General features: G+C 71.7%; 17 protein-coding genes and 3 pseudogenes. 5 read left to right on the top strand and 15 right to left on the bottom strand.

All coding sequences use genetic code 11. The features are described from left to right. Nucleotides 1-2,427: a SpoIIE family protein phosphatase gene (locus PV364_RS35570; RefSeq protein ID WP_319664920.1), complete on the bottom strand. Its 2,427-nt coding sequence runs from the start codon at nt 2,425-2,427 to the stop codon at nt 1-3. 379 nt (nt 2,428-2,806) lie between these two features. Here PV364_RS35570 and PV364_RS35565 point away from each other — a divergent pair, with 379 nt between their 5' ends. Both PV364_RS35565 and PV364_RS35560 read left to right on the top strand, forming a co-directional pair. Next, nucleotides 2,807-3,427 carry a hypothetical protein gene (locus PV364_RS35565; protein WP_319664919.1) on the top strand — a complete coding sequence of 207 codons (621 nt, stop codon included), beginning with the start codon at nt 2,807-2,809 and terminating at the stop codon, nt 3,425-3,427. A 66-nt stretch (nt 3,428-3,493) separates the two neighbouring features. Further along, nucleotides 3,494-4,328 (top strand): annotated as a pseudogene (locus tag PV364_RS35560) (helix-turn-helix transcriptional regulator); the annotation flags it as partial. 45 nt (nt 4,329-4,373) lie between these two features. Here PV364_RS35560 and PV364_RS35555 read toward each other — a convergent pair. From PV364_RS35555 to PV364_RS35545, 3 genes are all read right to left on the bottom strand, one after another. Beyond that, nucleotides 4,374-4,826, bottom strand: a complete 453-nt coding sequence (locus tag PV364_RS35555; protein WP_319665003.1) for a MarR family winged helix-turn-helix transcriptional regulator — start codon at nt 4,824-4,826, stop codon at nt 4,374-4,376. Between the two features lie 154 nt (nt 4,827-4,980). Beyond that, complete coding sequence (locus PV364_RS35550) at nt 4,981-5,286, bottom strand: hypothetical protein (protein WP_319664917.1); 306 nt, start codon at nt 5,284-5,286, stop codon at nt 4,981-4,983. Nucleotides 5,287-5,520: 234 nt separating this feature from the next. After that, nucleotides 5,521-6,528 carry a TDT family transporter gene (locus tag PV364_RS35545; RefSeq protein ID WP_401981432.1) on the bottom strand — a complete coding sequence of 336 codons (1,008 nt, stop codon included), beginning with the start codon at nt 6,526-6,528 and terminating at the stop codon, nt 5,521-5,523. Between the two features lie 274 nt (nt 6,529-6,802). Between PV364_RS35545 and PV364_RS35540 the strand changes: the two genes are divergently transcribed. Then, complete coding sequence (locus PV364_RS35540) at nt 6,803-9,880, top strand: multifunctional oxoglutarate decarboxylase/oxoglutarate dehydrogenase thiamine pyrophosphate-binding subunit/dihydrolipoyllysine-residue succinyltransferase subunit (RefSeq protein ID WP_415924649.1); 3,078 nt, start codon at nt 6,803-6,805, stop codon at nt 9,878-9,880. 83 nt (nt 9,881-9,963) lie between these two features. Here PV364_RS35540 and PV364_RS35535 read toward each other — a convergent pair whose 3' ends face one another. The 3 genes from PV364_RS35535 to PV364_RS35525 all read right to left on the bottom strand — a co-directional run bounded on the left by PV364_RS35535 (nt 9,964) and on the right by PV364_RS35525 (nt 13,434). Further along, complete coding sequence (locus PV364_RS35535) at nt 9,964-10,482, bottom strand: NUDIX domain-containing protein (RefSeq protein WP_319664916.1); 519 nt, start codon at nt 10,480-10,482, stop codon at nt 9,964-9,966. 94 nt (nt 10,483-10,576) lie between these two features. Beyond that, a complete protein-coding gene (locus PV364_RS35530) occupies nt 10,577-12,040 on the bottom strand; it encodes an MFS transporter (RefSeq protein ID WP_319664914.1) in 1,464 nt (487 codons plus the stop codon). A gap of 398 nt (nt 12,041-12,438) precedes the next feature. Next, nucleotides 12,439-13,434 carry a GlxA family transcriptional regulator gene (locus tag PV364_RS35525; protein ID WP_319664912.1) on the bottom strand — a complete coding sequence of 332 codons (996 nt, stop codon included), beginning with the start codon at nt 13,432-13,434 and terminating at the stop codon, nt 12,439-12,441. Nucleotides 13,435-14,367: 933 nt separating this feature from the next. Between PV364_RS35525 and PV364_RS35520 the strand changes: the two genes are divergently transcribed. Both PV364_RS35520 and PV364_RS35515 read left to right on the top strand, forming a co-directional pair. After that, a complete protein-coding gene (locus tag PV364_RS35520) occupies nt 14,368-14,733 on the top strand; it encodes a hypothetical protein (RefSeq protein ID WP_319664910.1) in 366 nt (121 codons plus the stop codon). Between the two features lie 462 nt (nt 14,734-15,195). Next, nucleotides 15,196-17,853, top strand: a complete 2,658-nt coding sequence (locus PV364_RS35515) for an alpha-L-rhamnosidase C-terminal domain-containing protein (protein WP_319664909.1) — start codon at nt 15,196-15,198, stop codon at nt 17,851-17,853. Nucleotides 17,854-17,910: 57 nt separating this feature from the next. On the opposite strand, the gene PV364_RS35510 is transcribed toward PV364_RS35515, so the two are convergent. From PV364_RS35510 to PV364_RS35475, 8 genes and pseudogenes are all read right to left on the bottom strand, one after another. Beyond that, nucleotides 17,911-18,468: a dihydrofolate reductase family protein gene (locus PV364_RS35510; protein WP_319664908.1), complete on the bottom strand. Its 558-nt coding sequence runs from the start codon at nt 18,466-18,468 to the stop codon at nt 17,911-17,913. 57 nt (nt 18,469-18,525) lie between these two features. Further along, nucleotides 18,526-19,491 (bottom strand): annotated as a pseudogene (locus PV364_RS35505) (sigma-70 family RNA polymerase sigma factor); the annotation flags it as partial. 55 nt (nt 19,492-19,546) lie between these two features. Next, complete coding sequence (locus PV364_RS35500) at nt 19,547-19,675, bottom strand: hypothetical protein (protein WP_319664906.1); 129 nt, start codon at nt 19,673-19,675, stop codon at nt 19,547-19,549. Between the two features lie 87 nt (nt 19,676-19,762). Next, nucleotides 19,763-21,733, bottom strand: coding sequence for a discoidin domain-containing protein (locus tag PV364_RS35495; protein WP_319664904.1), 1,971 nt, complete (start codon nt 21,731-21,733; stop codon nt 19,763-19,765). A gap of 207 nt (nt 21,734-21,940) precedes the next feature. Further along, nucleotides 21,941-22,150, bottom strand: a pseudogene (locus tag PV364_RS35490) (FTR1 family protein); the annotation flags it as partial. A gap of 150 nt (nt 22,151-22,300) precedes the next feature. Continuing rightward, nucleotides 22,301-23,260: a M56 family metallopeptidase gene (locus PV364_RS35485; RefSeq protein ID WP_319664902.1), complete on the bottom strand. Its 960-nt coding sequence runs from the start codon at nt 23,258-23,260 to the stop codon at nt 22,301-22,303. Next, on the bottom strand, nt 23,257-23,628 hold the full coding sequence (locus PV364_RS35480; RefSeq protein ID WP_319664901.1) for a BlaI/MecI/CopY family transcriptional regulator: 372 nt from the start codon (nt 23,626-23,628) through the stop codon (nt 23,257-23,259). Before PV364_RS35480 ends, PV364_RS35485 begins: the two co-directional genes overlap by 4 nt. Before the next feature lie 61 nt (nt 23,629-23,689). Next, nucleotides 23,690-24,017, bottom strand: a 328-nt coding sequence (locus PV364_RS35475; RefSeq protein WP_319664900.1) for an undecaprenyl-diphosphate phosphatase, incomplete at its 5' end; no start/stop codon positions are given.

The following is a 24,017-nucleotide window of genomic DNA, read 5'->3' as shown; positions in this document are numbered from 1 at the left end:
TCAGGAGGCCACCGGATCGAGCACCTGCTCGGCCCAGATGGTCTTGCCCACGGGCAGGTACCGGGTTCCCCAGCGGTGGGAGCACTGGGCCACCAGGAAGAGCCCGCGCCCTCCCTCGTCGGTGGTGGCCGCCCTGCGGATGTGCGGGAAGGTGCTCGACGCGTCGCTGACCTCGCAGATCAGCGTCCGGTCGAGCACCAGCCGGAGCCGTATCGGATCATGGCCGTGCCGAATGGCGTTGGTGATCAGCTCGCTGACGATGAGTTCCAGTTCGAAGGCCAGGTGCTCCAGACCCCACTGGTCGAGTTGCCGTCGCGCGAGTGAGCGCATGTTGCCCACCGCCCCCGGGACAGGGGGCACGGTCCACGTCGCCACCTTCTCGGGGTCCAGGGTGCACGTCCGGGCCAGGAGCACGGCCAGGCCGTTGTCCTGGGTGAGGTGCGGTGCGATGAGATCGGCGATGACGCCGCACATGTCGTCGAGCGGACGGCTCCGGCCGGCGATGACCGTACCGAGCCGTGAGGCGAGGGCGCCGGTCCGGTCGGGGCAGCGCAGGAGGTCCTGACTGCAGAACACCAGGGTGCTGCCTTCGCTGAGCTCGACGTCCAGCGGCTCGAAGACCGGGTCCCCCAGACCGAGGGGATTGTTGACCGGCAGATCGGGAAAGTCCACCTGCCCCGCCTCGCCGACGACGGCGGGCGGTGAATGACCGGCGCTCGCCATCACACAGCGCCGCGTGATGGGGTCGTACACGGCGTACAGGCAGGTGGAACCCTTCAGCGCCTCCACCACGGGGGCGGCTCCCGAGGCGTGTTCGCGCTCCAGGAGACGTGGCACCATCTCGTCGATCTGACCGAGCAACTCGTCCGGTGTGAGGTCGAGTTGCGCCAGAGTACGGATCGCGGAGCAGAGATGTCCCATGCACGCGGCCGCCTCGAACCCCTCCCCCGGCACCGCACCCACGACCAGGGCCACCCGCGCGCCCGACAGGGGGATCACGTCGAACCAGTCACCGCCGACGCCCTCGTGCACCCGGGACGGCCGGTAGTGGTGGGCCACCTCGACGGCACTTTGCTCCGCGACGCTGCGGGGCAGCATGCTCGCGTGGAGGGTGAGGGCGGCCGTGTGCTCGTTCGTGTAACGGCGGGCGTTGTCCACGCAGACCGCGGCCCGTGCGACGACGTCCTGGGCGAGAACGAGGTCGTCCGCCTCGAAGGGCTTCTTGTGGCTCCGGTAGAGGTGCACGAAGCCCAAGGTCACGCCCCTGGCGCGCACCGGCACGAGGATCAGGGAACCGATGCCGTACGTGCGCATGGCCCGGACCCGCTCGTCGGCGGAATCCCGCAGCCACGCGTCATCGAGGTCGAGCCGGGGCACGAGCCGCGGCCGCCCGTCGGTGAGGCTCTGCACATGCGGCGAGTCGTAGGGGTAGCTGCGCAACTGCCCGGGCTCCGCGAGGCCCTCGAAGATCTTCGGGTTCCCGGCCTTCCGGGCGACGAGACGCACCACGACCGGTCCCGGGTCCGTGGACTGCGGCTCCGTCCCCGCCATGACGTTGTCCAGGAGGTCCACCACCGCGACGTCGGCGAATCGCGGCACCAGCATCTCCACGAGCTCCTCCGACGTGCAGCGCACGTCGAGCGTCGTCCCGATGCGGACCGCGGCCTCGCCGATGAGCGACAGACGCTCACGCGTCTGGTGCTGGTCCGTGATGTCGATGATCAGGTCGGTGACTCCGAGGACGCCACCGTCCGGCCCGGTCAGGACCACCGACGACACGTTCCACACATGGTCCCTGTCCGGATCCGCGGGGGTACGCCCGCGATGCACGGCGTTGAGGATCGGCTGCCCGGTCTCCAGGACCTTCCTGATCCTGCACTCGATCGCCGTGGTGTCGACCCCCGGCAGGAGATCGGTGATGGCACGGCCGAGGGCCTGTTCCTCGGGAAAGCCGTGGATGCGTTCCAGAGCGGTGTTGACCCGCACGACGCGCAGGTCCCGGTCGTAGACCGCGATGCCGATCGGCGCCTGCGTGAACAGCGCCTCCAGGATCGCCTGCCCGTCCGCGGCCGCGCAGGGGCTCACGGGGACGGCGATGACCACGCACCCCTGTTCCCACCGGTCTCCGGGCTCCTGCAGTCGCGACGTGTGCAGGACGACATCGACGGGTGGGCCCTCCCGGCGGGCGAGTACGGCGCGGTGGCCGGGGACCGCCGGATCCGCCGGTCCTTCGGCCCCTCGGGAACGGTGCGCGAAGGCCTCCGGCCACAGCTCGGCCGCCGCGCGCCCGACGACCTCGGACGAGCCGTAGCCGAAGAGCTCTTCGGCCGCGGCGCTCCACGCGGAGACGACGCCGTGCCGATCGAGTACGAAGCCGGCGATCCTCTCGTCGCCGGGCGGGGGACGGCTCGCAGAAGAAGTGCCCATACTCGGTCCCGTCACGCGAGTGACGCCCGCAGGCCGGCGTCCACTGCAGGTCGGCTGCCGTCGATGGGCCTGCGGCGAGGACCACCGACGGGTAGGTGTCCTTTCAGCCTAAGCAGACCGCTTCCGTCCCGCCCGGCTGCCGTCCCGCGGGCGTCCTGTACGGGGAGGGTCCACCGGGATCACGCGAGGCACACGGTGTGTCCGGGTCATGCGGTGGGACACACCACGTGCTTGCGTACGCACACGTTGCCGGCTTGAGCCCGCCACCGCATCGCGTGCCCGCGGGAACCGCGTTGCCCTTTGTCCCGGCGGAATGCAGCACCCGAACTGCCGTGCGAGGATACACTCCCACCACCGACCTCTAGGGCCCGCTGTGCGAATGGAGCCGGAGATCCCGCCACACACCCTGGTACCGGAAGACCCCGTCTTCGCTTCCACATTCCGTACCGTTGAAGAGCCTCTGCTGCATTCCCTGCACTATTGGTACCGAGGGGAGATCTCCGAGGGCCAGGTCGACGTCGTGGACACCGCGTACTCCAGTTACGGGACTGTTCTGCGGGCGTTCCCCCTACGGCTCCGCCGGTTGATCTGGGAATGTCATTCCGGGCAGGACGACCAGGGCGATCCCGGCGAATGCGCGGATCCGCCCCTGCCCCGCCTCCATCCCGTCGCCATCGGCCCGGCGGACCTCGACGCCCTCGACCGGTGCTGCCGGATGCTGCGCAATGCACGGCAAGAGGGAACCGCGAACCCGCTCGGAGAAATCCTCGAGGAGATAGGGGGCGGGATGGACCTCGTGGAGACCTTCTCACGGATGCTGCGGGTCCTGAGTCTCCGCGCACCCCGAGAGCTGCTCACGACGTCCATGAACGGCCGCACGCCACTGCGGGAACATCACCTGTATTGCGCCGAGGTGATCCGTGCACTGAGCGGCGGTGACGCATTTCAGCGCCGTGCCCATCAGGCGTTCTACCCCGCCCTCGATTCCACGACGCATTAGATCCCGGGGGCGGCCCGCTCGCGTTATGCGGACGTGTTCCCGGCGCCGGAGCGGGACACTGGGGGCATGGGGGCGGTGGAATTCGGCAGTGCGGTGCGCCGGTGGCGCGACAAGGTGTCCCCGGAGGCGGCCGGTCTGCCCACGGGCGGCCACCGGCGCGCGGCGGGCCTGCGCCGTGAGGAGCTGGCCCAGCTCGCCGGGATCTCCGTCGACTACGTCACCCGGCTGGAACAGGGCCGCGCCTCCCACCCCTCGGCGCAGGTCGTGGAGGCCATGGCCCGTGCCCTGCGGCTGTCCCCGGCCGAGCGGGCCCACCTGTTCGAGCTGGCCGGGCTGGCGCCGCCGGGGCCCGAGTCGGTGCCCGCGTACATCACCCCGAGCGTCCACCGGCTGCTGGACCGTATGGCGGGCACGCCCGTCGCGGTCTACGACGCGTCCTGGACGCTGCTCCAGTACAACCCGCCCTACGCGGCCCTGATGGGCGACCCCTCCGGCTGGCGCGGCAACGAGCGCAACGGCGTCTGGCGGCACTTCCTCGGCGCCGGCAACACCCGCGTCCGGCGGACCCCGTAGGAGACGGCGGCCTTCGAGACGGCGATCGTCTCCGACCTGCGCGCCGCCGCCGCACGCTACCCGTCCGACCAGCGGCTGCGGCACATGGTCGGCGAACTGCGGGCGCAGCCGCCGCTTCGCGGAACTGTGGGATGCCGGCACGGCCGGCCGCCACGAGGCGGCGCGCAAGACCATCGACCACCCTCAGGTGGGCCCGGTGCGGCTGGACTGCGACGTGCTCACGGTGGCCGGCAGCGACCTCCGGATCATGATCTACACCGCCGAGCCCGGCACGGAGGACGCGGAACGCCTCGCCCTGCTCACCGTGCTCGGCGCGCAGGCCATGACCGAACAGACGCCCCTGGTCGCACCGGTCCGTGCGCCGCGGCCGGGTTCAGTCCAGTCGAGCGGCGATGGTTTCGAGCTGTCCGGCGAAACCGGCGAGCATGGCGGCGTCCAGGTGATCGATGACGCGCCTGCGGGCGCTCGCCAGGTTGGTCGGATACGCGGACTGCAGCCGCCGCCGGCCTTCGGCCGTCAGCTTCGCCACGCTCCCGCGGGCATCGTTGGCGTCGCGCTGCTTCACCACCCACCCGCGCGTCTGCATGGCATCGGCCACGCGGGAAATCCGGCTGACGGACAGCGCGGTGGCGGCCGCCAGGTCGGTCATGCGCATCTCGCGCCCCGCGGCCTCGGACAGGTGGACCAGCACCGCGTACTCGGACATCGTCAGCCCGGTCACCTTCAGCAGGTCTTCGTCCAGCGCCTTCGGCAGCGCCACCATGACGTGCATCAGGGCACGCCAGAAGCGTTCCTCGTCCGGGTTCAGGGGGGCATCCGATGTCACCGGGGCAGACTACCGTGCCCGTGAACCGGCGGTACCGACCGCGACCCGGGCCTGTCCGCGGGCCGGGCCGGGTTCGGCCCCCCGGGGTCCGCGGGGACCGCCGGCGTGCCACCGGCCCACACGACCACGTCGGCGGTGATGCTCTCCCCGCCCGTCAGCCCCACCGCGCCGGGCAGCCCCTCGGGACACCCAGCCGGTCGAGCGCGCCCCGCAGATCCGTCCTGGCCATCGGGCCCACGGCCGCGCCTGGCTCGGCCCGGCCGAGCAGGACGACGTTCATGCCGGGGTGCCGCTCGGCGATCTCCGCGGCCGACTCGACGCCGCCCAGCCCGTGGACGAACCGCGCACCGGTGCCGGCCAGCAGCTCCGGGACGTCCAGTTCGGCGACCCGCCGCCCGGTCGCCGTCATGTGCAGCCGCATGCGCTCGGTGAAGCGCTCCTGCGCGTTCACGAGGGTCACCTGTACGTCCTGACGCCCGTCGACCCTGGCCGCGAGCTGGACGGCCGTGGCCGTGCCCGCGCAGCCGCGCCCAGGATCAGGACGCGGTGTGCGCCGGCCCTGCCGCCTCCCTGCTGTGCGTTCATCCCTCCGCCTTCCTCCGAGCCGCTGTTGACGACCACCGGATGGAGTCGGGAGCCCGGTCCGTGACGCGCGGTCGATGTGACGCGCGACACCCCACCGCCGGGCGCTGGGCTACGGCCGGCCTCCCGGCCTGGCCGCGTGCCCCGCGGCGTGGTGCAGGGAGCGCCAGGCGACCACGGCCCAGGCGGCGACGAGCAGCACGTAGAAGCCGACGGCGGTCCAGACGAACAGCTGGGAGCCGGTGCGGACGGCAAGGGCGCCGGTGCCGGTGACACAGGCGCCCAGGGGGAAGATGAAGGACCACCAGGTCGGCGCGAAGGGCAGTCCCGCCCGGACCTCCCGCACGGTCAGCGCGGTGGCGAGCACCAGCCACAGCATGGCGAAGCCCCACACCCCGATGCCGCCGAAGAGCGCGAAGACGGCCGCGCCCCGCGCGTAGGGGGCGAGCAGTGTGCTCGGTGCCGCCGTGGCCAGTGCACCCAGCGCCGTCACGCCCTGTCCCAGCGCTCCCACGCCGATCCACACCGTGGGCACCACCGCGCCGGTGGGCGCCTCGTGGTGCACCAGGCGGCTGTACATCATGGCCAGCACCAGCAGTATCGCCACCAGGGCCAGCCCGAACATCGCGTAGCAGGCGAGCAGGAGCGCCAGCCGTGGCTGGCCCGCCGGGGCGTGCGGGACGAGCAGCGCGCCGGTCGCGGCCGACACCATCGGCGGCACCACCGGCATCAGCCAGCCGCCGAACGCGGCATCCGGTGCGTAGCGGTGCCGGGTGACCATCAGGTACGGCACCGTGCAGGCCGTGGCGAGGCCGAGTACGGTGCCGAGCGACCAGAGGACCCAGTCCACGTCCAGCGCCGCCCGTGCCCCGATGACCGGCTTGCCGAGCAGCAGTGTTCCGGCGCCCACGATCAGCAGTGCCATCGGCGGCGCGCCGAAGAACTGGGACAGCGTCGGATCGGCGGCGTGCAGCCGCAGCGCCCGCTGCCGGACGTATTCGGCGGTGAGCAGGACGAGGAGCAGCGCGGCCCCCATCCAGACCACCGTCGCGGCATTCCGCAGTGCGGGGAAGCTCCGCGGCAGCGTGACCGCGGCGTTGGCGACGATCCCGGTGCCCATGACGGCCGCGAACCAGCTGGGACCGAGCAGCGGACGTCTCGTTCGCTCGGCCCTGCGCGGCCGGGGGCGGGCGTGGACGGGACGTCTCGGGCCCGCGTCGTCCGTGGTCGGGATGGCTCGGGCACTGCTCGGGTGGGGCGGCACGGCGTAGAACGCCTCTTTCCTCGTCGTGGGGACACCGTCGGTGGTCGGCCGGCGACGTGGGCCCACGCACAACAGCTCGCGAGTCGCGGCCGAGTCCGTCGGCCCGTTGGCTCGCTGGCGCAAGGAGGCTATGACGGTTTCCCGGGCACGGCGCATAACACCGTGTGCCACGACAGCCTCACTTCCGGACACGACGGGTGGTGCCGCCCGGGCTGCCGCCGGCCGGCTGTTGCCGCGGGCGCGGGCGATGTCCGGATGTGCCGCCGTTGTGGCAGGTCCGGCTCTCCCTTCCGGCGTCCGGACGGTCGTAGCGTCGATGGCGCGACACGGCGGATGGGTTCGCCTCAACGACGAGATGTGGAACCGAGGTCCTTGGACGCCATGGGGTACGGCCAAGGACACCGGCCGCGTCCACCATCGATCGCTCCGAGTGAGGAAAGAAGGCGACGACCCAATGGTGTCGCAGTCACACGCCGGGGAGCCGGTGCTCCGCAGGCTGGAATTCGGCCTCAACGAATGGCTCGTGGACGAACAGTACAAGCGCTACCTGGAGGACCCGGGCTCGGTCGACCAGACGTGGCGGGACTTCTTCGCCGTCCCGGCGTCCGCGATCGGCCGGCAGGCGCGCCACGGAGTGACGGCCCCCGCCCACCGCGCGGGTGACGCGGGAGACGCGGCGCTCAAGGCGGTCCGGGTCGCGGCGCTGATCGACGCGTACCGGGTGCGCGGACATCTGGTGGCCGACACCGACCCGCTCGCGACGGAACACCGGGCCGCGCACCCGGAGCTCGACATCACGGCGTTCGGGCTCGGCGACGAGGACCTGGACAGGGAGTTCGTCGTCGACGGCTTCGCCGGGCGGGACGCGATGACCCTTCGCCAGGTGCTGGACGCCCTGCGGGACTCGTACTGCCGCACCGTCGGTGCCGAGTACATGCACATCAAGGCCTTCGAGGAACGCCGGTGGATCCAGCAGCGGGTCGAATCGCCGCAGCCCCGGCCGGACCGCGCCGAACAACTGCAGATCCTGTACCGGTTGGGCGCGGCAGAGGCCTTCGAGACGTTCCTGCAGACCAAGTACGTGGGCCAGAAGCGGTACTCGCTGGAAGGCGGCGAATCGGCGATCGTGCTCCTGGACGCCCTGCTGCTCCGGTCCATCAGGGCCGGCGTGGGGGAAGCCGTCATCGGGATGGCGCACCGGGGCCGGCTCAACGTGCTGGCCAACATCGTCGGCAAGTCCTACGCGGAGATCTTCCACGAGTTCGAGGACGCCGTGGACATCCGCTCGGTCCAGGGGTCCGGGGACGTCAAGTACCACCTCGGCGCGGAGGGCACCTACCGTGCGCTGGACGGCAGCGCGATCGCCGTCTCCGTCGTGGCGAACCCCTCGCATCTGGAGATCGTGGGGCCGGTCGCGCAGGGAGTCGTGCGCGCCAAGCAGGACCTGGCCGCGGGCGGTGACGAAGCCCGCTCCGTCCTGCCGGTCGTCGTCCACGGCGATGCCGCCTTCGCCGGTCAGGGAGTGGTCTCCGAGACGCTGAACATGTCCCAGCTGCCGGGGTACCGCACCGGCGGCACCGTGCACATCGTCATCAACAACCAGGTCGGGTTCACGACGTCGCCCGCCAGCGGCCGTTCGAGCACGTACGCCACGGATGTCGCCAGGACGGTCGAGGCCCCGGTCCTGCACGTCAACGGGGACGACCCCGAGGCCGTCGTCAGGGCGGCCCGGCTGGCCTTCGACTACCGGCGCACGTTCCACAAGGACGTCGTCATCGACCTGGTCTGCTACCGGCGCAACGGGCACAGCGAGGTCGACGACCCGTCCATCACGCTGCCGACGATGTACGACCGCATCGACGCCAGGCCCTCGGTGCGCAAGCTGTACGCCGAGGCGCTGGTCCGCCGCGGTGACATCGGGGAACGGCAGGTGGAAGGCGCGCTGCGGGACTACCAGGCGCACCTGGAGCAGGCCTTCGCCGAGACCCACGCGGCGGCGGGGCCCGTTCCCCCGGAGCCCACGCGCCCGGTGGCGATCGGGGACCCCGCGGACGTGACCGCCCCGCGGGCGGCGACCGCCATCACGGAGGAGACCGTCCGGCGGGTCGTCGCGTCCCAGACCGGCGTCCCGCAGGGCTTCACCGTGCACCCGCGCGTCCTGCCGCAGCTCCAGAGGCGCACCGCGATGCCGGACGCCGGGACGGTCGACTGGGCCACCGCCGAAACCCTGGCCCTGGGCTCCCTGTTGCTCGACGGGGTTCCGGTGCGGCTGTCCGGACAGGACTCCCGCCGCGGCACATTCGGCCAGCGCCACGCGGTGCTCACCGACCGGCGCACCGGCGCGGAGCACACGCCGCTGAACTCCCTGGACCCGCGGGCGGCGGCCTTCACGCCCTACGACTCGATGCTCTCCGAACTCGCGGCGCTGGCCTTCGAGTACGGCTACTCAGTGGCCCGGCCCGAGGCCCTGGTGCTGTGGGAGGCCCAGTTCGGCGACTTCGCCAACGGCGCCCAGACCGTCATGGACGAGTACATCTCGTCGTCCGAACAGAAGTGGGGGCAGCGCTCCGGAGTGACGCTGCTGCTGCCGCACGGCCTGGAGGGGCAGGGGCCGGACCACTCCTCCGCGAGGATCGAGCGGTTCCTCCAGCTGTGCGCGCGGGACAACATGACCGTCGCCATGCCCTCGCTGCCGGCCAACTACTTCCATCTGCTCAGGCAGCAGGCGCTCGACGGGCACAAGAAGCCCTTGGTCGTCTTCACTCCCAAGTCGATGCTGCGGCTGAAGGCAGCCACCTCCCGTCTGCCGGAGTTCACCACGGGCGCGTTCCGTCCCGTCGTACCGGACGGCACGACGGACACCGCGGGGATCAAGCGCGTGCTGGTGTGCTCCGGGAAGGTCTTCTACGACCTGGACGCCCACCGGCGGAACGCGGGCCTGACGGACACCGCCATCGTCCGCCTGGAGCGCCTCTACCCGTTCCCGGACGAGGAGCTCGGCGCGGAACTGGCCCGCTTCCCGGCCGATGCCGAGGTGCGGTGGGTGCAGGAGGAGCCGGAGAACCAGGGCGCGTGGTCCTTCGTGGCCCCGCACCTGCACCGCGGGATCGGCTGTGTCAGCCGGCCGCAGGCTCCGGCACCCGCCGTCGGCTCCGCCCGGCGCCACGCGGGCGAGCAGAAGGACCTGGTGGAGTCGGCCTTCCGCTGACCGGCCGGTTGCCACCCGCACCGGCGGAGCCCCCTCGGACCGAGGTCCGAGGGGGCTCCGCCGGTGCGGGTGCGTCCGGTGGTTCAGCGGTGGTGGACGGCGGTGCGCGAGACGACGGCCTGCGCGAACAGCCTGCGGTAGAAGGGACCGAGGCCGTCGGGGATGGTCAGGGTCCTGAAGGCCTCTCCCACCGGCAGGAGCCGGCGGTGGGCCGTCCCGCGGTGCGGGTCCCACGGAGCCAGTCGCACCTCCGCCCGCCACATCGCGCGGATCAGCACCAGCCCCTCCTGCGGGCCGCGGACGCAGACGCCCCGGCTGAACCCGAGGAGCCGGCGCTCCACCACCGAGGCACAGGCTTCCTCACGGACCTCCCGGCGCATCGTGTCGCGGCACCTCTCCCGCGGCTCGGCGGGAGAGGAGGGCAGCCGCCAGCGCTGTCCGTCCTCGCTGACGAGGAGGATGCGGTCACCGACGACGCACACCACCTCCGCGCCGTACGGCGTACCCGGTGGCGGTCCTGGAGGCGGGCAGTAGGCGACGCGCCAGTCCTGACCGTGGACGGGCGCCGCGGAACCGGCGCCGTTCTCAGCGATGTTGTTCATGATTCCCTTCCAGCAGTCGGAGGGCCGGCGGGGTCAGGTCCGTGAGCCCCCGGCATCCCGGCCGGGGGCTCACGTTCTCACCGTCCGGGACGGATCAGGCCACGCGCTGCCGGGGCTTCGGCGGCACCGCCGGGACCTCGGCCACCGTGCGGTGGATCCCGAGGAAGCCCAGTACCGCGCCGAAGGCCGTCAGGCACGCGGCGATGGCGAAACTGAGGGCGTAACCGCGCACGGTGGCGGTCATCGCGTCCATGCCCGCGTGCCGCAGCACGGTGGCATGGCTGGTGCCCACGGAGACCAGGGCGGCCAGGCCGAGGGCGCTGCCGATCTGCATGGACGCGTTGTTCATGCTGGTGGCGATGCCCGCGTCCTCGCCCGTCGCGCCGTCGACTCCCGCCACGGTGGACCCGACCAGGACCAGGCCGCCTCCCAGCGGCACCAGGAGCAGGCCGGGCAGCACGTCGGCCGCGTAGCTGCCGTGAACGCTCAGACCGGCGAGCAGAAGGTAGCCGGCCGTGGAGATCGCGAGTCCTCCCCCGTTGAGCATCCGCAGCCCGAAGCGGCGAAGGAGGCGTGGCGCGAGCACGGTCGCGCTGAACAGGATGACCAACCCGAAGGGGATGAAGGCGAATCCGGTCGCCAGCGGCGAGAACCGCAGCGTGTGCTGCACGTACAGGCTCAGCGAGAAGAAGAACGTGGCGAAGCCCACGTAATAGCAGATGCGCACCACGTTGGCGATGCTCCGGTTGCGCGAACGCAGGAACGCCAGGGGCACCAGGGGGGCGGACACCCGGGCCTCGACCAGGACGAAGCCGATCAGAAGGAGCACCCCGATCCCCACCGAGCCGAGGACGGAGAGCGAGACCCACGCGTGGCCCGCCTTCTCCAACAACCCGAACACCAGCAGGAGCAGGCCGAGGGTGACCAGGGCGGCTCCCAGGACGTCGGGCCGCCCGCGCCTGGCGGCGGCCCGGCTCTCGGAGACCAGTCTGGGGGTGGCGAGGAACGCGAAGGCGGCCACGGGGAGGTTGACAAAGAAGATCCACCGCCACGAGGCGATGTCGGTCAGGATCCCTGACAGCACGACACCCAGCGCCACGCCGACTCCCGCCAGGCCGCTCCAGATGGCCATCGCCCGCGCCCGTTCCTGGCGCTGGGTGAACATCAGCGTCACCAGGGACAGGGCCGCCGGGCTCACGAGTGCCGCGCCGACGCCCTGCACGAAGCGGCTGGCGACCAGGACACCGGCCTGCTGGGCCACCCCGGCGCTCGCCGACGAGAGCGCGAAGACCGCCAGGCCGACGAGGAAGAGGCGCCTTCGGCCGAGCAGGTCGCCCAGCCGCCCACCGAGCATCAGCAGTCCGCCGTACGTGACGGTGTAGCCGTTGACGACCCATGCCAGGCCGGTGGTCGTGAAGCCGAGATCCCGCTGGATGGGCGGCAGCGCGACGTTGACCACGGTCACGTCGAGCAGCAGCATCACCTGCACCAGACAGATGACCGCGAGCGCACGCCATCTGCGCGGATCGGGTGCGGGAGTCGGACTGGTCGAAGCCATCGTTGATCGCCTTCTGCTCGGTCGGGCCACCGCGGCGCGCCTCGGACGCCTCTGTGCGAGGCGACGCTTCGGGACGGTCCCGGTCCTTGGGTGTTCTTCTTTGCGTTCAACTCCCCGGGAGCCGCGCGTGCTGGCCGCAGATACGGACAGCAGGGGTGCACATTCGGCCCTCCGGCAGGGCCTCGCACGGACGGCGACCGCGGTCGGCGGTCGGCAGCAGGCGGCAGGCGCCGGCGCCCGCCGCGGGATGTGCCGTGATGTGCCGTCACGCGGGCACGGGCATGCGGGCATGCGGGAGCGGGCCGGGACGATGCCGGCCCGCGCCGTGCCGACGCGTCGTACGTACTCGACGCGGCCGGGCCGCGCCGCGGGTGCCGCGGCGCGGGCCGGCCGCGGTGTCAGTCCTTCGTGTCCTCGCCGGTCGTCCGGAAGCGGGCCCGGTACGCGCCGGGCGTCACGCCCAGGTGCCGAGCGAACGCCCTGCGCAGCGACTCGGGCGAGCCGAAGCCGGTGCGGCGCGCGACGACCGCCATGGAGTCGTCACCGCGCTCCAGCAGTCCCTGGGCGGCCTCCAGCCTGATCTGCTCCACGTAGCGGGCCGGGGTGGTTCCCACCTCTTCGTAGAAGAGCCGGGTCACGTGGCGGACGCTGACGCCCGCCCTGCGGGCCATGGCGGTCAGCGTGTGGTTGCCCCCGGGTTCCTGGGCGACCGCGTCCAGGACCCGGCGTAGGGTGTCCTGTTGGGTGTGCGGGGCCTGGCACCGGGCGCTGAACTGGGACTGGCCGCCCGGTCGCTGCATGAAGACGACCATGTCCTTGGCGACCGCCCGGGCGACATCCGCACCGTGGTGCTCCTCGACGACGGCCAGGGCCAGGTCGATCCCCGCCGTGACGCCCGCCGACGTCATCAGCCGGCCGTCCCGGACGAAGATGGCGTCGGGCTCGACCCGCACGGACGGGAAGCGCAGCGCGAGTTGCTGCGAGTACCGCCAGTGCGTCGCGGCGCGACGGCCGTCCAGGAGACCGGCGGCGGCCAGGAGGAACGCCCCGGTGCACACCGACGCCGTGCAGTGGCTCTTCTCGTTCAGCTGCCGGACGGCGTTCAGGACATCGTCGTCCTTGATCAGCGTTTCCCACTCCGGGCCGCCCGGGATCACCAGGACGTCGCCGGGCTCACGCACGTCCGCGACGGACAGGTCGGCGCTGAGCCGGGTCCCCGCGGAGGTGATCACCTCTGCACCGTCCTCGGAGACGATTTGCACCCGGTAGCGCCCGCCGAACTCGTTCGCGGTCGAGAACACCTCGATGGGACCGGTCACATCGAGCAGGCGCACTCCCGGGAAGGCGAACACCGTCACGGTGAGCGGGCCCGTTCCGGGGCGCTTGTGGTTCATCGGATGCCTCCGGGCCGTGGGCGGGCGTGGACACCGGGTCCGGCAGGGCTCGTGCACACCGAGGAACGTGCGGTGGGACACGCCCACAATAAGCTGCCGATTCCGGCTGAGCGGGCCATCCCCCTGTCGGGTGCCGGCAGGATGCGGTGCCGCTGGCCTCCCCGCTCCCGGAACCGGTCGGCGAGCACTCCGGGGCAGATCGGGAAGCGGATCACGGCCGGTGCCGGACCGCCGTTCTCGGATTTCCCAGAGCAAGTGTACGCCGGTGAACAGCACCGATCCCACGACGGCCGCTCCACGGGCCGCCGTCCCGCAGGCGCCGTCGAGGCCCGCACGGCTGGCCGGTGCCCGCGCGGGCACCCCTTCTCCGGACCTCCGCACGCGGTCGACCGGCGCGCTGGAGGGGCCGGGCGGGCCGGTCGGGATCGGTGAATGCGACGTCTCCCCCAGGTCCGCACGGCCGGAGCGACCGGATGCCCTCCACCCGGTTGAGATCGGGTGGGTGACTCGGCAGGCGGAAGTCGGTGAGCCGGTCGGGGTCGGCCGCGCACACGGCCAGGGGTGTTCACGTTGTTCGACACGAGCACGACCGGGCCGCGCGAAAGCTCTTGTGTGCCCCCTTCGAACGGCGGCTGGAAACAAGGACGGTGGATCAGCCGCGAGGAGCGTCCCGGACCGATGTCGATGCCGGCCGACGCAATCGAAAAACCGGATGGGTGATCACGAAAACCGGCAAATCCGCACCCAGCGCCCGACACATCCCCCACAGGGCATCACCTGGGAAACGATACGAAACACCCAAAAGGGAAGCTCGAATTCCGGCGCCACAAAGCGGAAGGATTGGCACACGGATTACATTGCAGCATGCTGGACACATGCTTTCATTGTCGAGACGGATGCATGCCGAACTGAATCGAAAGGAATTCCGTGCAAATGCAGCGCCTTTTCGTTGTCGGCGCCTTGACTGCGCTGGCCGCCGTGGGAGTTGCGACTACCGCGAGTACGGCCCATGCGGCCCCTGTGACTGCCCACGCGGTGGCCGCCGCCGCACAGAATGCGAGGCCGACAGGGGATGCCTCCGGGTACCGCGCAGGCCCCTGGAACAAGATCGATTTCGGCCACGCGGACTACACGAAGTGCTGGAACGCGGCGCTGGGATACAAGCAGGAAGCTTACGAACAGAACGGCACGATCATCAACGTGAAGTGCGTGCAGGAGGGGGGCAAGTGGTACGTGTACTGGCAGTACGTCGGCACCGACCCAGGCTGCCAGCCCAGCCTCTGCAGGGAAGAGAGCTGAGCTCTTTCGCAAACCCCCCGCACGCCCGTCGAGTATCGCGCTTCTTGCATTCTCGACCGCTTGCCAGAAATACCGGTCCATGAAGACGGGGAAATGACCTCGATCTTGCGTGAGGGTTCGTCAGTTCGCTGGCGAACCCTTTCTGCTCGTTCGGGGCGAAGCCACCTCACCGCGGGTACGCAGGACAGATGGGCGGGGGCCCGGCCCTGCGACACATCCGGCCCCGATCCCGCCTCATGGGCGGCCGCCTCGCCGGAACCTGTCTGAGCATCACGCCACTGCCGCCAACCGGAGCGCCTCGGCAGCAGCCCCGCAGGACACCGCTCCACCTCCTCCCATCCTCTGCGAAGTGGCCGAGTGAGGCAGGTCGTCGGCCTCGCCGCGCCTCTGGACGCTTCACGGGCTCCCCCTTGTAGCCTCATCCCGCAATCAGGGATTGAATCGTTACAAGGAGAGCCGCACATGCCGAGCAACCCCAGACGAGGCACCCCTCAGCCGTCCGGTCCGCAGCGCCGTGCCGTCCTTCAGGCGGGCATCGGCGGGGCCGCGCTCGCCGCCACCGGCCTCACCTTCGCCTCCGCCGCTCCCGCCGCCGCGCGCGACGCGGGTACGGGGGGCGCCGGGCGCGCCGCCCCCAGCGGTCCTGCGGCCCCGCACAGCTGGCACCCGTACGTCCAGGCGCCCGCCGAACGCACCGTCCGGCCGGTCCGCGTGCTGCGCACCACGGGTGACGTCACCGAGCCGGAAGCACTGCTGCGTCCCCACGGCAGGCCCACCGTGTTCAAGCGTCCGGAACCCACCGCACCCCCGCGCTGGCCGGACGGCACGACGGCGGCCGCCTCCTCGGCCCACGCGCCGAACAGCGGCAACGACGGTAATCCGCGCACCTATGACGCGACCAACGCCGTGGACGGGAATCCCGACACCTTCTGGAACGACGACACGATCGCCGCCTACCCGGACGTCCTGACGATCACCACGCCCTCCCCCGTGACCCTGTCGGGCATTACGGTGCTGTCCAACCCCGACGGCGTGCCCAGTGCCTTCACCGTCGAGACCTGGGACGGCAGCGTGTGGCGGACGGCCGCGACCGTCACCGGCAACGCCGCCGTGCAGATCCCCGTGCGGTTCGAGACCGCGGCCTCCACCAGCGGCGTCCGGATCACGGTCACCGCGGACCAGGAGACCCCCAAGGGCACCTTCACCCGGGTCAACGAGGTGTGGCCCGCCGTCGTGCCGGTGGAGCAGATCCCCAGCGTCGTCCTGGACTTCGGCAAGGTCGTGGTCGGCTACCCGCACGTCCGCTTCGCCTGGGCCTCCGCGAACAACCCCGGTGTGCGGCTGGCCTTCTCCGAGACGCTGCAATTCCTCAGCGACCGCAGCGACTTCACCCGGTCCGACCAGTCGGGTGCGCCCGGCCGCGGCACCGACCAGTTCGCCGTGCCGGCCTCCGGCGCCCACTGGACGGACACCGGCGGCTACCAGAAGGACGGCAAGGTCTACGCGGACGGGCTGCACGGCTTCCGCTATCTGAGGATCAGCCTCGACGCGCTCGACGCGGACGCCCCGGTCGCGCTGCCCTGGGGGCAGGTGGCCGTCGACTCGGTCTGGCTGGACTTCACCGCGTACCTGGGCACTCCCGACACCTACAGCGGCTGGTTCCTCAGCTCCGACGACGAGCTCAACCGCTACTGGTACGCGGCCGCCTACACCAATGAGCTGGTCACCGACACCTTCCGCTCCGGTGACGTGGACCCGCGCGGCGCCGACACGCCCTCGCTGCGCGGCAAGCTCGTCCTGCAGGACGGGGCCAAGCGCGACCGGGACCCGTACATCGGCGACCTCGCCGTCTCCGCGCGCACCATGTACCTCACCCACGACGACACGCCCGAGGCCGCCCGCAACGTACTGGCCGACCTCGCCGACCACCAGCGCGCCGACGGCTGGATACCGCCCGCCTCCATCAACAACTACACACTGCCGCTCTTCGACTATCCGCTGTGGTGGGTCACCTGCAGTTGGGACTACGTCCTCTACACCGGTGACCTCCACTACGCCGCCGACTACTACCCGCATCTGGTGAAGGTTCTCGACACCTGGTACCCGTCCGTCACCGACGCCGACGGCCTGCTCAGCAAGGGCCTCAACAACACGTCGGGCTACGGGGACTACGCCTTCCTGCCGCGCTCCGGGCGGATCACCTACTACAACGTCAACTACGTGCAGGCGCTCGACGACGCGGCGGCGATCGCGCGGCTGCTCGGGCACGAGGCGGACGCCGCGCGCTGGTCCGCGCGCGCCCGGACCGTCGCCGACGCCGTCAACGCCCATTTGTGGGACGCGCGCGCCGGCGCCTATCTCGACTCCGCCACCGGCCCGGCCCGCCACGCGCAGGACGGCAACGCCATCGCCATCACCTCCGGCGTGGCCTCTCCCGAGCGGGCGGCCGCTGCCCTCGCCCACCTGGACGGCACGACCAAGCTGCCCTACGGCAACGCCTTCATGGACAACGACACGATCTTCGCCGGGGCCTCCCAGCGGGTCTACGCCTTCACCTCCTACCCCGAACTCGTGGCACGCTTCGAGACCGGCCGGGCGGACTCCGCGATCGACCAGATCCGGCGCACCTACGGGTGGATGCACACCCACGACCCCGGCATCACGAACTGGGAGGGCATCGGGCCCAACGGCTCGCCGTACGAGGACGGTTACACGAGCATGGCGCACGGCTGGTCCACCGGCGTGCTGCCCGCCCTGACCAACCAGCTGCTGGGCCTGCGGCCCACCTCCCCCGGCTTCGCGACCTGGGCGCTCCGGCCCCACCCGGGGTCCGTCGCCTGGACGCGCGGCCGGGTGCCCACCCCGCACGGACCGCTCGACGCCGACTGGCAGCACGCCGCGCCCGGGCACTTCACGCTGAGCTGCGACAGCCCCCGGGGGACGCGCGGCACCATCGCGGTGCCCACCGACGGCCGGTCCGTCAGCGTCCGTGTCGACCACCGCCTGGTCTGGTCCGGCACCAGGGCCGAGGATCGTGGCGTGCGGCTCGCCGACAGCTATGTGCATCTGACGGACATCGCGCCCGGCAGGCACACGGTGCAGGTGCGCCCGGTGGATTGACCGGCAGCCGGCCCCGCCCCGGCCCCCCGATGCGGGAGCCGGGGCGGGCCGGAGCGGTTATCGGGCCGCCCTCCCGTACCGCGTGAGGACGGCGGCGCCGGCCCGTTCCGCCGACAGGCACTCCAGGTGGGCGGGCGGGCCGTCGGCGGGGAAGAGCCGCTCGCCGGCGCCGAGGACGGTGGGGAAGGTCAGGAGCCGGTACTCGTCGACCAGGCCCTCGGCCATCAGCGTGTGCACCACGCTCAGGCTGCCGGCGACGATCACGTCGCGGTCCTCCCGCTGGACGGCGTCGACCAGGGCGCCGGGGACGACCCGCGAGTTCGCCCATGCCGAGGTGTCGGTCAGCGTGCGGGAGGCGACCAGTTTCGGCACGGCGTTCATCCGGGCGGAGAACGGGTCGTCGCGTCGCGGCCAGAGCCGCGAGAACAACTGCCAGGTGCCTCGGCCCAGCAGCAGGACCCCGTCGTCCAGCGTGCTGCCGAGCCGGAACTTGTCCCCGGCGACCGTCTCGGGGCCGTGGCGGAACGCCCAGCCTCCGGCCGGCGTGCCCCCGGACCCGTCCGGGTCCGAGACGATCCCGTCCAGGGTGATGAACTCGATGACGATGACGCTCACAGCGGTTGATCCTTCCGGTCGATGCTCACCGGTACGTACCGGCGGCACCGGCAGGACTCATCGCCCCGGGCGCGACGCGTCGGAGGAAATCCGCTGGGGCAGGCCGAACATCTCGAGCACGCGCGGGTCGGCGAAGACGACGTTGTGCGCGACGCGGCCGCCGGTGACCGTCAGGACCTGGAGAGTGTGCAGGTGATGACCGCCACCGGGCAGCGGCGCGTACGCGGCGAACGCGGGCTGGCCGTTGGCCGTGAGGCGCCTCGTGCTCCAGCCCGTCCCGCGCAGGTCGAACACGCGGCGCATGAACCGGCCGTAGTCGCGGCTGCCCTGGTACCACAGCGGCACCGGCGGCATCTCCAGGACCGCGTCGTCCGTCAGCAGACGCACGAGGGCGGGGACGTCGGCCGCCTCGAACGCCCGCACATAGCGCTGGATCACCGCGCGTACCCCGGGATCGTCCGGCTCGGCGACATCGCTCATCTCACCCACGTCCACCACGGCGGCGCGGGCCCGCTGCAAAGCGCTGTTGACGGCCGCGACCGTCGTGCCCAGGTGCTCCGCGACCTCGGCGGCGCTGAACTCCAGGACCTCCCGGAGCACGAGCACGGCGCGCTGCCGCGGCGGCAGGACCTGCATCGCGGCCACCAGCGCCAGCCGCATGTCGGCCCGCAGACCCGTGTCGAACCGCGCGTCGGGAAACTGCTGCAGCCAGGGGACGTCGGGCGCCGGCGTCAGCGGCGCCCCGGGGTCGTCGCTCGGGGCGCCCAGTCCGGAGGGCAACGGCCGCCGCGCGCGCCGCTCGAGAGCGGTCAGGCAGACGTTCGTCGCGATGCGGTACAGCCAGGTCCGCACGGACGCGCGCGTGCGGTCGTACCGGTCGCGGGCCTGCCAGGCCCGCAGCATCGTCTCCTGCACCAGGTCCTCGGCCTCGTGGAAGGACCCCACCATCCGGTAGCAGTACGCCACCAGCTCACCCCGGTACGGCTCGAAGTCCACGCGCCCATCATGGGATGCCGCCGCACTGTGCCGCCGCGGAACGGCCGATCGCGGCGGGACAGGACGGCGGGGGGCCTCACCGTCAGGGGGTGAGTTCCGCGACCCGGCTGGCGCAGCGCTGGATCCCGTTCGCGTCCGAGGTGACCACGGACCGGCTCAGGGTGGTGGTGACGGCGACGCCGAACCAGTTCACCAGGATCGCGGAGCTCACTCCCTGCGAGGTGTCGGCCCGGTCGGCCCGGGGACGATGTCCGTCCGCGGGCCGACCGGGCGACCAGGCGGTCGGGCGGTCGGGCGGTCAGGCGCTGAAGATCTGCAGTCCCGAGCACTGGCCCGCCGGCCAGCCGGTGTTGGCGGTGAAGTTCACCCGCACGTACCGGGTGGTGACCGGGGCGGACAGGGTGAGGGTCGCGGCGTTGCCCGTGGCCGGGTCGAAGGTGCAGTTGGTGGAGGACAGCAGCGTGGTGAAGGTGCCGCCGTCGGTGCTGCCCAGCACCGAGAGGGTCTGGGTCCGGGTGCCCCAGGCCGTGGACGGCGGCAGGTGCAGGACGAGCCGGCGGATGGCGGTCGCCGCCTGGAGGTCCACCTGCAGCCACTGCGGGAAGGCGTTGTTCACACTCTCCCAGTAGCTGTTGAGGTCGCCGTCGGTGGCGTTGCCCGACCCGTAGACCTGCGTGTGGCTGCTCTCCGAGGTGGGCTTGTGCAGCGCCAGATCGGTGGTGCCCGAGCCCGGGTCGGTGGTGACGGAGACCTGGTTCGAGGGCTGGGAGAGGTTGCCGGCCGCGTCGGCGGCCACGACGTCGAAGGTGTAGGCGGTGGACGGGCTCAGGCCCGTGACGGTGAAGGACGTCCCGGTGGCGGTCCCGACCTGGGTGCTCGTGGAGCCGTTGACCCGCATGATCCGGTAGCCGGTGACGCCGGTGTTGTCGGCGGCGGCGTTCCAGGCCAACGCGACCGTGGTGTCGCTGTGGCCGGTGGCCCGCAGCGATCCCGGCGCCGACGGCGGGGTGGTGTCGCCGCCGGCCACCGGTGGGGTGGGCCGGACCGGGGTCAGGGCGATCTGGCCCTTGAGCATCCGGCCGCCGTCGCCCGTCAGCCGCAGGTAGTAGTCCGAGGAGCAGAAGGTGCCGTCCTCGTCGAGGGCGAGGAACCCGGAGTCGGTGGGCACCGAGGCCTGGGTCTCGGCGGTCTTCGCGATCTGGTTGCCCTCGTTGTACTCGTCGAACATCGAGATGTAGATGCCCTGCACGCCGGCCCGGCACATGTTGTAGAACTGCCGCCACATGAAGTCGCCGTGCGCCCGCTGCCGGCCCGAGACGTCGCCGGGCAGCACGCACGGCTGGTAGTCGATGCCGTGCGCAACACAGTCCGCCTCGTCGCCGACGGTGTAGGTGGTGTAGGCGTTGTCGGACTCCTGGGCGTTGCCGATCGCGCCCACCATCCACGGCGAGATCATGTTGAAGGCGTGGTACACGTCCGTGTACCCGGTCTTGGTGCCCGCGCCGCCGGTCCGCCATTCGCGCGGCACCCCGCCGATGACGTAACAGCCCTGGGCCTTGAACCAGTTGATGACGTCCAGGCAGGCGCCGACCGAGAACGGATGGTTGTCGTCGTTGAAGCCGAAGCCCCAGATGCAGACCACCGGCTTGCCGTTCTGGCGCGCGTACGCGGGCGAGGACGTGTGCGCCGACATCTTCGTCGTCCAGTCCGTCTTGATCTCGGACTGCATGTTCCACCAGTTGGAGACGTCGTACATGATGTAGAACTTCACGCCGTGCGACTCGGCCGCGCCGCGGACCTTCGTCGCCATCTGGTCGCGGGTGGCGCCCTCCCCGCCGTTGGGGTTGAAGCGCTGCAGGGCGGCGGTGTCGATGGCGTTCTGCTGCATCCAGGAGAAGTGCAGGTCCACGGTCTGCTGGTCGTACGAGGAGAACAGCGTGGCCGGCTGGCCGTTGCCCAGGTTGGCGTACGCCGTCTGGTAACCGTGGGCGTACTCGCGCATGTCGGGCCAGCAACTGACGGCGGTGTTGGTCCGGGACGGCGGCCGGCCCCAGTCCTGACTCCAGTGCCACCAGCCGTTGATCGGCGCGTTGTCGCCGGGACAGGCGAACCAGCCCTGGTACCCCACGGTGATCTTGCCGACCACGTCGCCGGGCGGACTTCCGGCCGCACCGGCCGGTGACGCCAGCGCCGTCTGCGCGGTCCCGATCCCGCCCGCGGCGGTGGCCGCGATCGCGGCCTGCAGGAAGACCCTGCGTGTGACACCCATCTGGACTCCTCCGGTCGGCTGTCAACTCCCGCCACTCCGCGGCTCATCGGCGATACGCGGCAACGGGGAGCCTGGCGCCGGGGAGCGTAACGACGCGATGACGCATCGGCAATACATCGCGCACCGAACGAAATAATCGGCTGGAAACACGCAAGAACCAACTCACGCGGGGCGGTTGCGGATGAGCGGGGCCGGCGGGTCCACCGGTGCTTCCTTGACCTGGAAGGTGAGGGTGGAGGAGCCGAACTGCAGGAGGGCGCCGAAGGCCAGGCTCAGGACGACGGCGATGCCGACTCCGGTCCACACCGGCACCAGTCGGCGGCGGTTGCCGGTCTTGGCGAGGCAGGCGACGAGGATGCACACGACGAGGCTGGCCTCGAGGCCCTCGCGCAGGCCGATGAGGTAGTTGCCGAACACGGGGTGTCCTTCCCGGGCTGTGTGAAAACGCCCGCGGCGAACTCGGACAGCGGCTCGGCCGGCGCGTACCGGCGCGTCTACAGATCTATAGACGACAAAGGAAGGCTGCCCTCATCTCCCGCGTGCGGACCTACCCGGAGGGCGGGACCGTCACGGCAATGACGGGATGCAGTGGTCGGGGTCCTCCCCCTGCGCGACCTCCACCCCGTCGTGCAGCCAGAGCGCGCCGGTGAGCGAGGAGGCGGCAGCGGTACCGCACAGCAGGGTGACGGCGACCAGCACAGGCGCGAGACGGCGGGTGGGAGCCTGGGCCAGCAGCGCCTTGACCCGGGCAGGAACCGGACCGCCGACAACACCCCTGGCCAGCATGGGCCGTTCGGACCGCTCCCGGCTGCGGGTGACGGCCAGGGCGGCCCGGCCGACGGCCTGCGCCGTCAGCGTCCGGTCACCGGCGACCCTCGCGGCGGCCTCGTCCGCGACCCGCTCTGCGGCGAACGACACCTGCGGCACGACGGCGGCCAGCGCCGGGTGGCACCACCCGGCGAGCTGTGCGGCGGCGAGGAACAGGTGGTGGCGCCCGGCGAGATGGGCGCGCTCGTGGGCCAGCAGGGGCTCACGCTCAGCGGGGGCCAGTGCGCGGAGCATGCCGGTGGTCACCACGATCCGGCCCGCGCGGCGACGGGTTCCCGGCAGCGCGTAGGCGTCCGGGCGGGGGTCGTCGAGCACGCACAGCCCCCCGGCCTGCGGGAGGCCGGCGACGTCGCCGTGCGCCGCGCGGAACCGTCGCACCTCCGACCACGCCCGCCGCACGGCCGTGACCGAGGTGACGACGAGCGCCCCGGCGGCCAAGGCCGACACCGCCGTCACGAAGAACCCCGGACCGACCCGGAGGGGCTGGATCAGCTCCGCGAGCGCGGCGACCGGCGGCACCGTGAGGGCCAGGGGGATCAGCAGGACTCCCAGGCAGGCCACCACCCCGATCGCCAACGCGGCCGCGGCGGAGGTGACGGCCCACAGCGCGATCCCGGGCCGTACCTGGTGCACCACCCGCCGGGCCAGCGACGGCAGGACGAACGGCAGCACCAGGGGAAGGAGCAGCAGGGCGATCAACCGCCGTCGCCCTCCAGCAGACGCCGCAACTCGGCCTCGTCACCGGGGCTGAGACCTTCGACGAATCGGGCCAGCACTCTGCCCCGGTCGTCGTCCTGGTCGAGCTCGCGGTGCATCCGGCGGGCGGTCAGGCCGTGGGAGTCCTCCACCGGGAAGTAGACGAAACCGCGCCCGCCGGGGCTGCGGCCGACCGCTCCCTTCTCGTGAAGGCGCGCCAGGAGGGTCGCCACCGTGGTGCGGGCGAGTTCCTGCGGGATGGCCTCCCTGACCTGCGCCGCGGTCTGCGGTTCCCCCGCCGCCCACAGCGCCGCGAGCACGCTGGCCTCCAGCTCGCCCGCAGGCCGTCGCTCGCTGTCCGCGTCCGCCATGGACCGTCCCCTCCCTGGATCGTCTGCCCTCATGCCCCTCCATTATGAAAGGCGGTGGTGGTCAGGCGGTCAGCGCTCCGGCGCCCAGGAGCCCGAGGAGCAGGACGCCGATGACAACCCGGTAGAACACGAACGCGTTGAAGGAGTGCTTGGCGACGAACTTCAGCAGCCAGGCGATGGAGGCGTAGGCGACGACGAACGAGACCGCGGTGCCGACCACCAGGGGGGCGGTGCCGACGCCGGCGCCGAGGGCGTCCTTGAGCTCGTACAGGCCCGCGCCGGTCAGCGCGGGGATGCCGAGGAAGAAGGACAGCCGGGTGGCGGCGACCCGGTCCAGGTCGAGGATGAGCGCGGTGGACATCGTCGCGCCGGAGCGGGAGAAGCCGGGG

This window comes from Streptomyces sp. MI02-7b (genome assembly GCF_033793585.1).
Taxonomy (GTDB): Bacteria; Actinomycetota; Actinomycetes; order Streptomycetales; family Streptomycetaceae; genus Actinacidiphila.
The sequence above is the reverse complement of the archived record's forward strand: the minus strand, read 5'-3'. Positions and strand labels throughout refer to the sequence as shown.

Coding starts and splice junctions, on each gene's coding strand:
- PV364_RS35480 (WP_319664901.1), bottom strand. CDS start 23,628: ATGGCGGACGCGGACAGCGAGCGACGGCCTGCGGGCGAGCTGGAGGCC.
- PV364_RS35520 (WP_319664910.1), top strand. CDS start 14,368: ATGCAGCGCCTTTTCGTTGTCGGCGCCTTGACTGCGCTGGCCGCCGTG.
- PV364_RS35495 (WP_319664904.1), bottom strand. CDS start 21,733: ATGGGTGTCACACGCAGGGTCTTCCTGCAGGCCGCGATCGCGGCCACC.
- PV364_RS35565 (WP_319664919.1), top strand. CDS start 2,807: ATGGAGCCGGAGATCCCGCCACACACCCTGGTACCGGAAGACCCCGTC.
- PV364_RS35525 (WP_319664912.1), bottom strand. CDS start 13,434: ATGAACCACAAGCGCCCCGGAACGGGCCCGCTCACCGTGACGGTGTTC.
- PV364_RS35540 (WP_415924649.1), top strand. CDS start 6,803: ATGACGGTTTCCCGGGCACGGCGCATAACACCGTGTGCCACGACAGCC.
- PV364_RS35545 (WP_401981432.1), bottom strand. CDS start 6,528: ATGGGCACCGGGATCGTCGCCAACGCCGCGGTCACGCTGCCGCGGAGC.
- PV364_RS35530 (WP_319664914.1), bottom strand. CDS start 12,040: ATGGCTTCGACCAGTCCGACTCCCGCACCCGATCCGCGCAGATGGCGT.
- PV364_RS35515 (WP_319664909.1), top strand. CDS start 15,196: ATGCCGAGCAACCCCAGACGAGGCACCCCTCAGCCGTCCGGTCCGCAG.
- PV364_RS35535 (WP_319664916.1), bottom strand. CDS start 10,482: ATGAACAACATCGCTGAGAACGGCGCCGGTTCCGCGGCGCCCGTCCAC.
- PV364_RS35570 (WP_319664920.1), bottom strand. CDS start 2,427: ATGGGCACTTCTTCTGCGAGCCGTCCCCCGCCCGGCGACGAGAGGATC.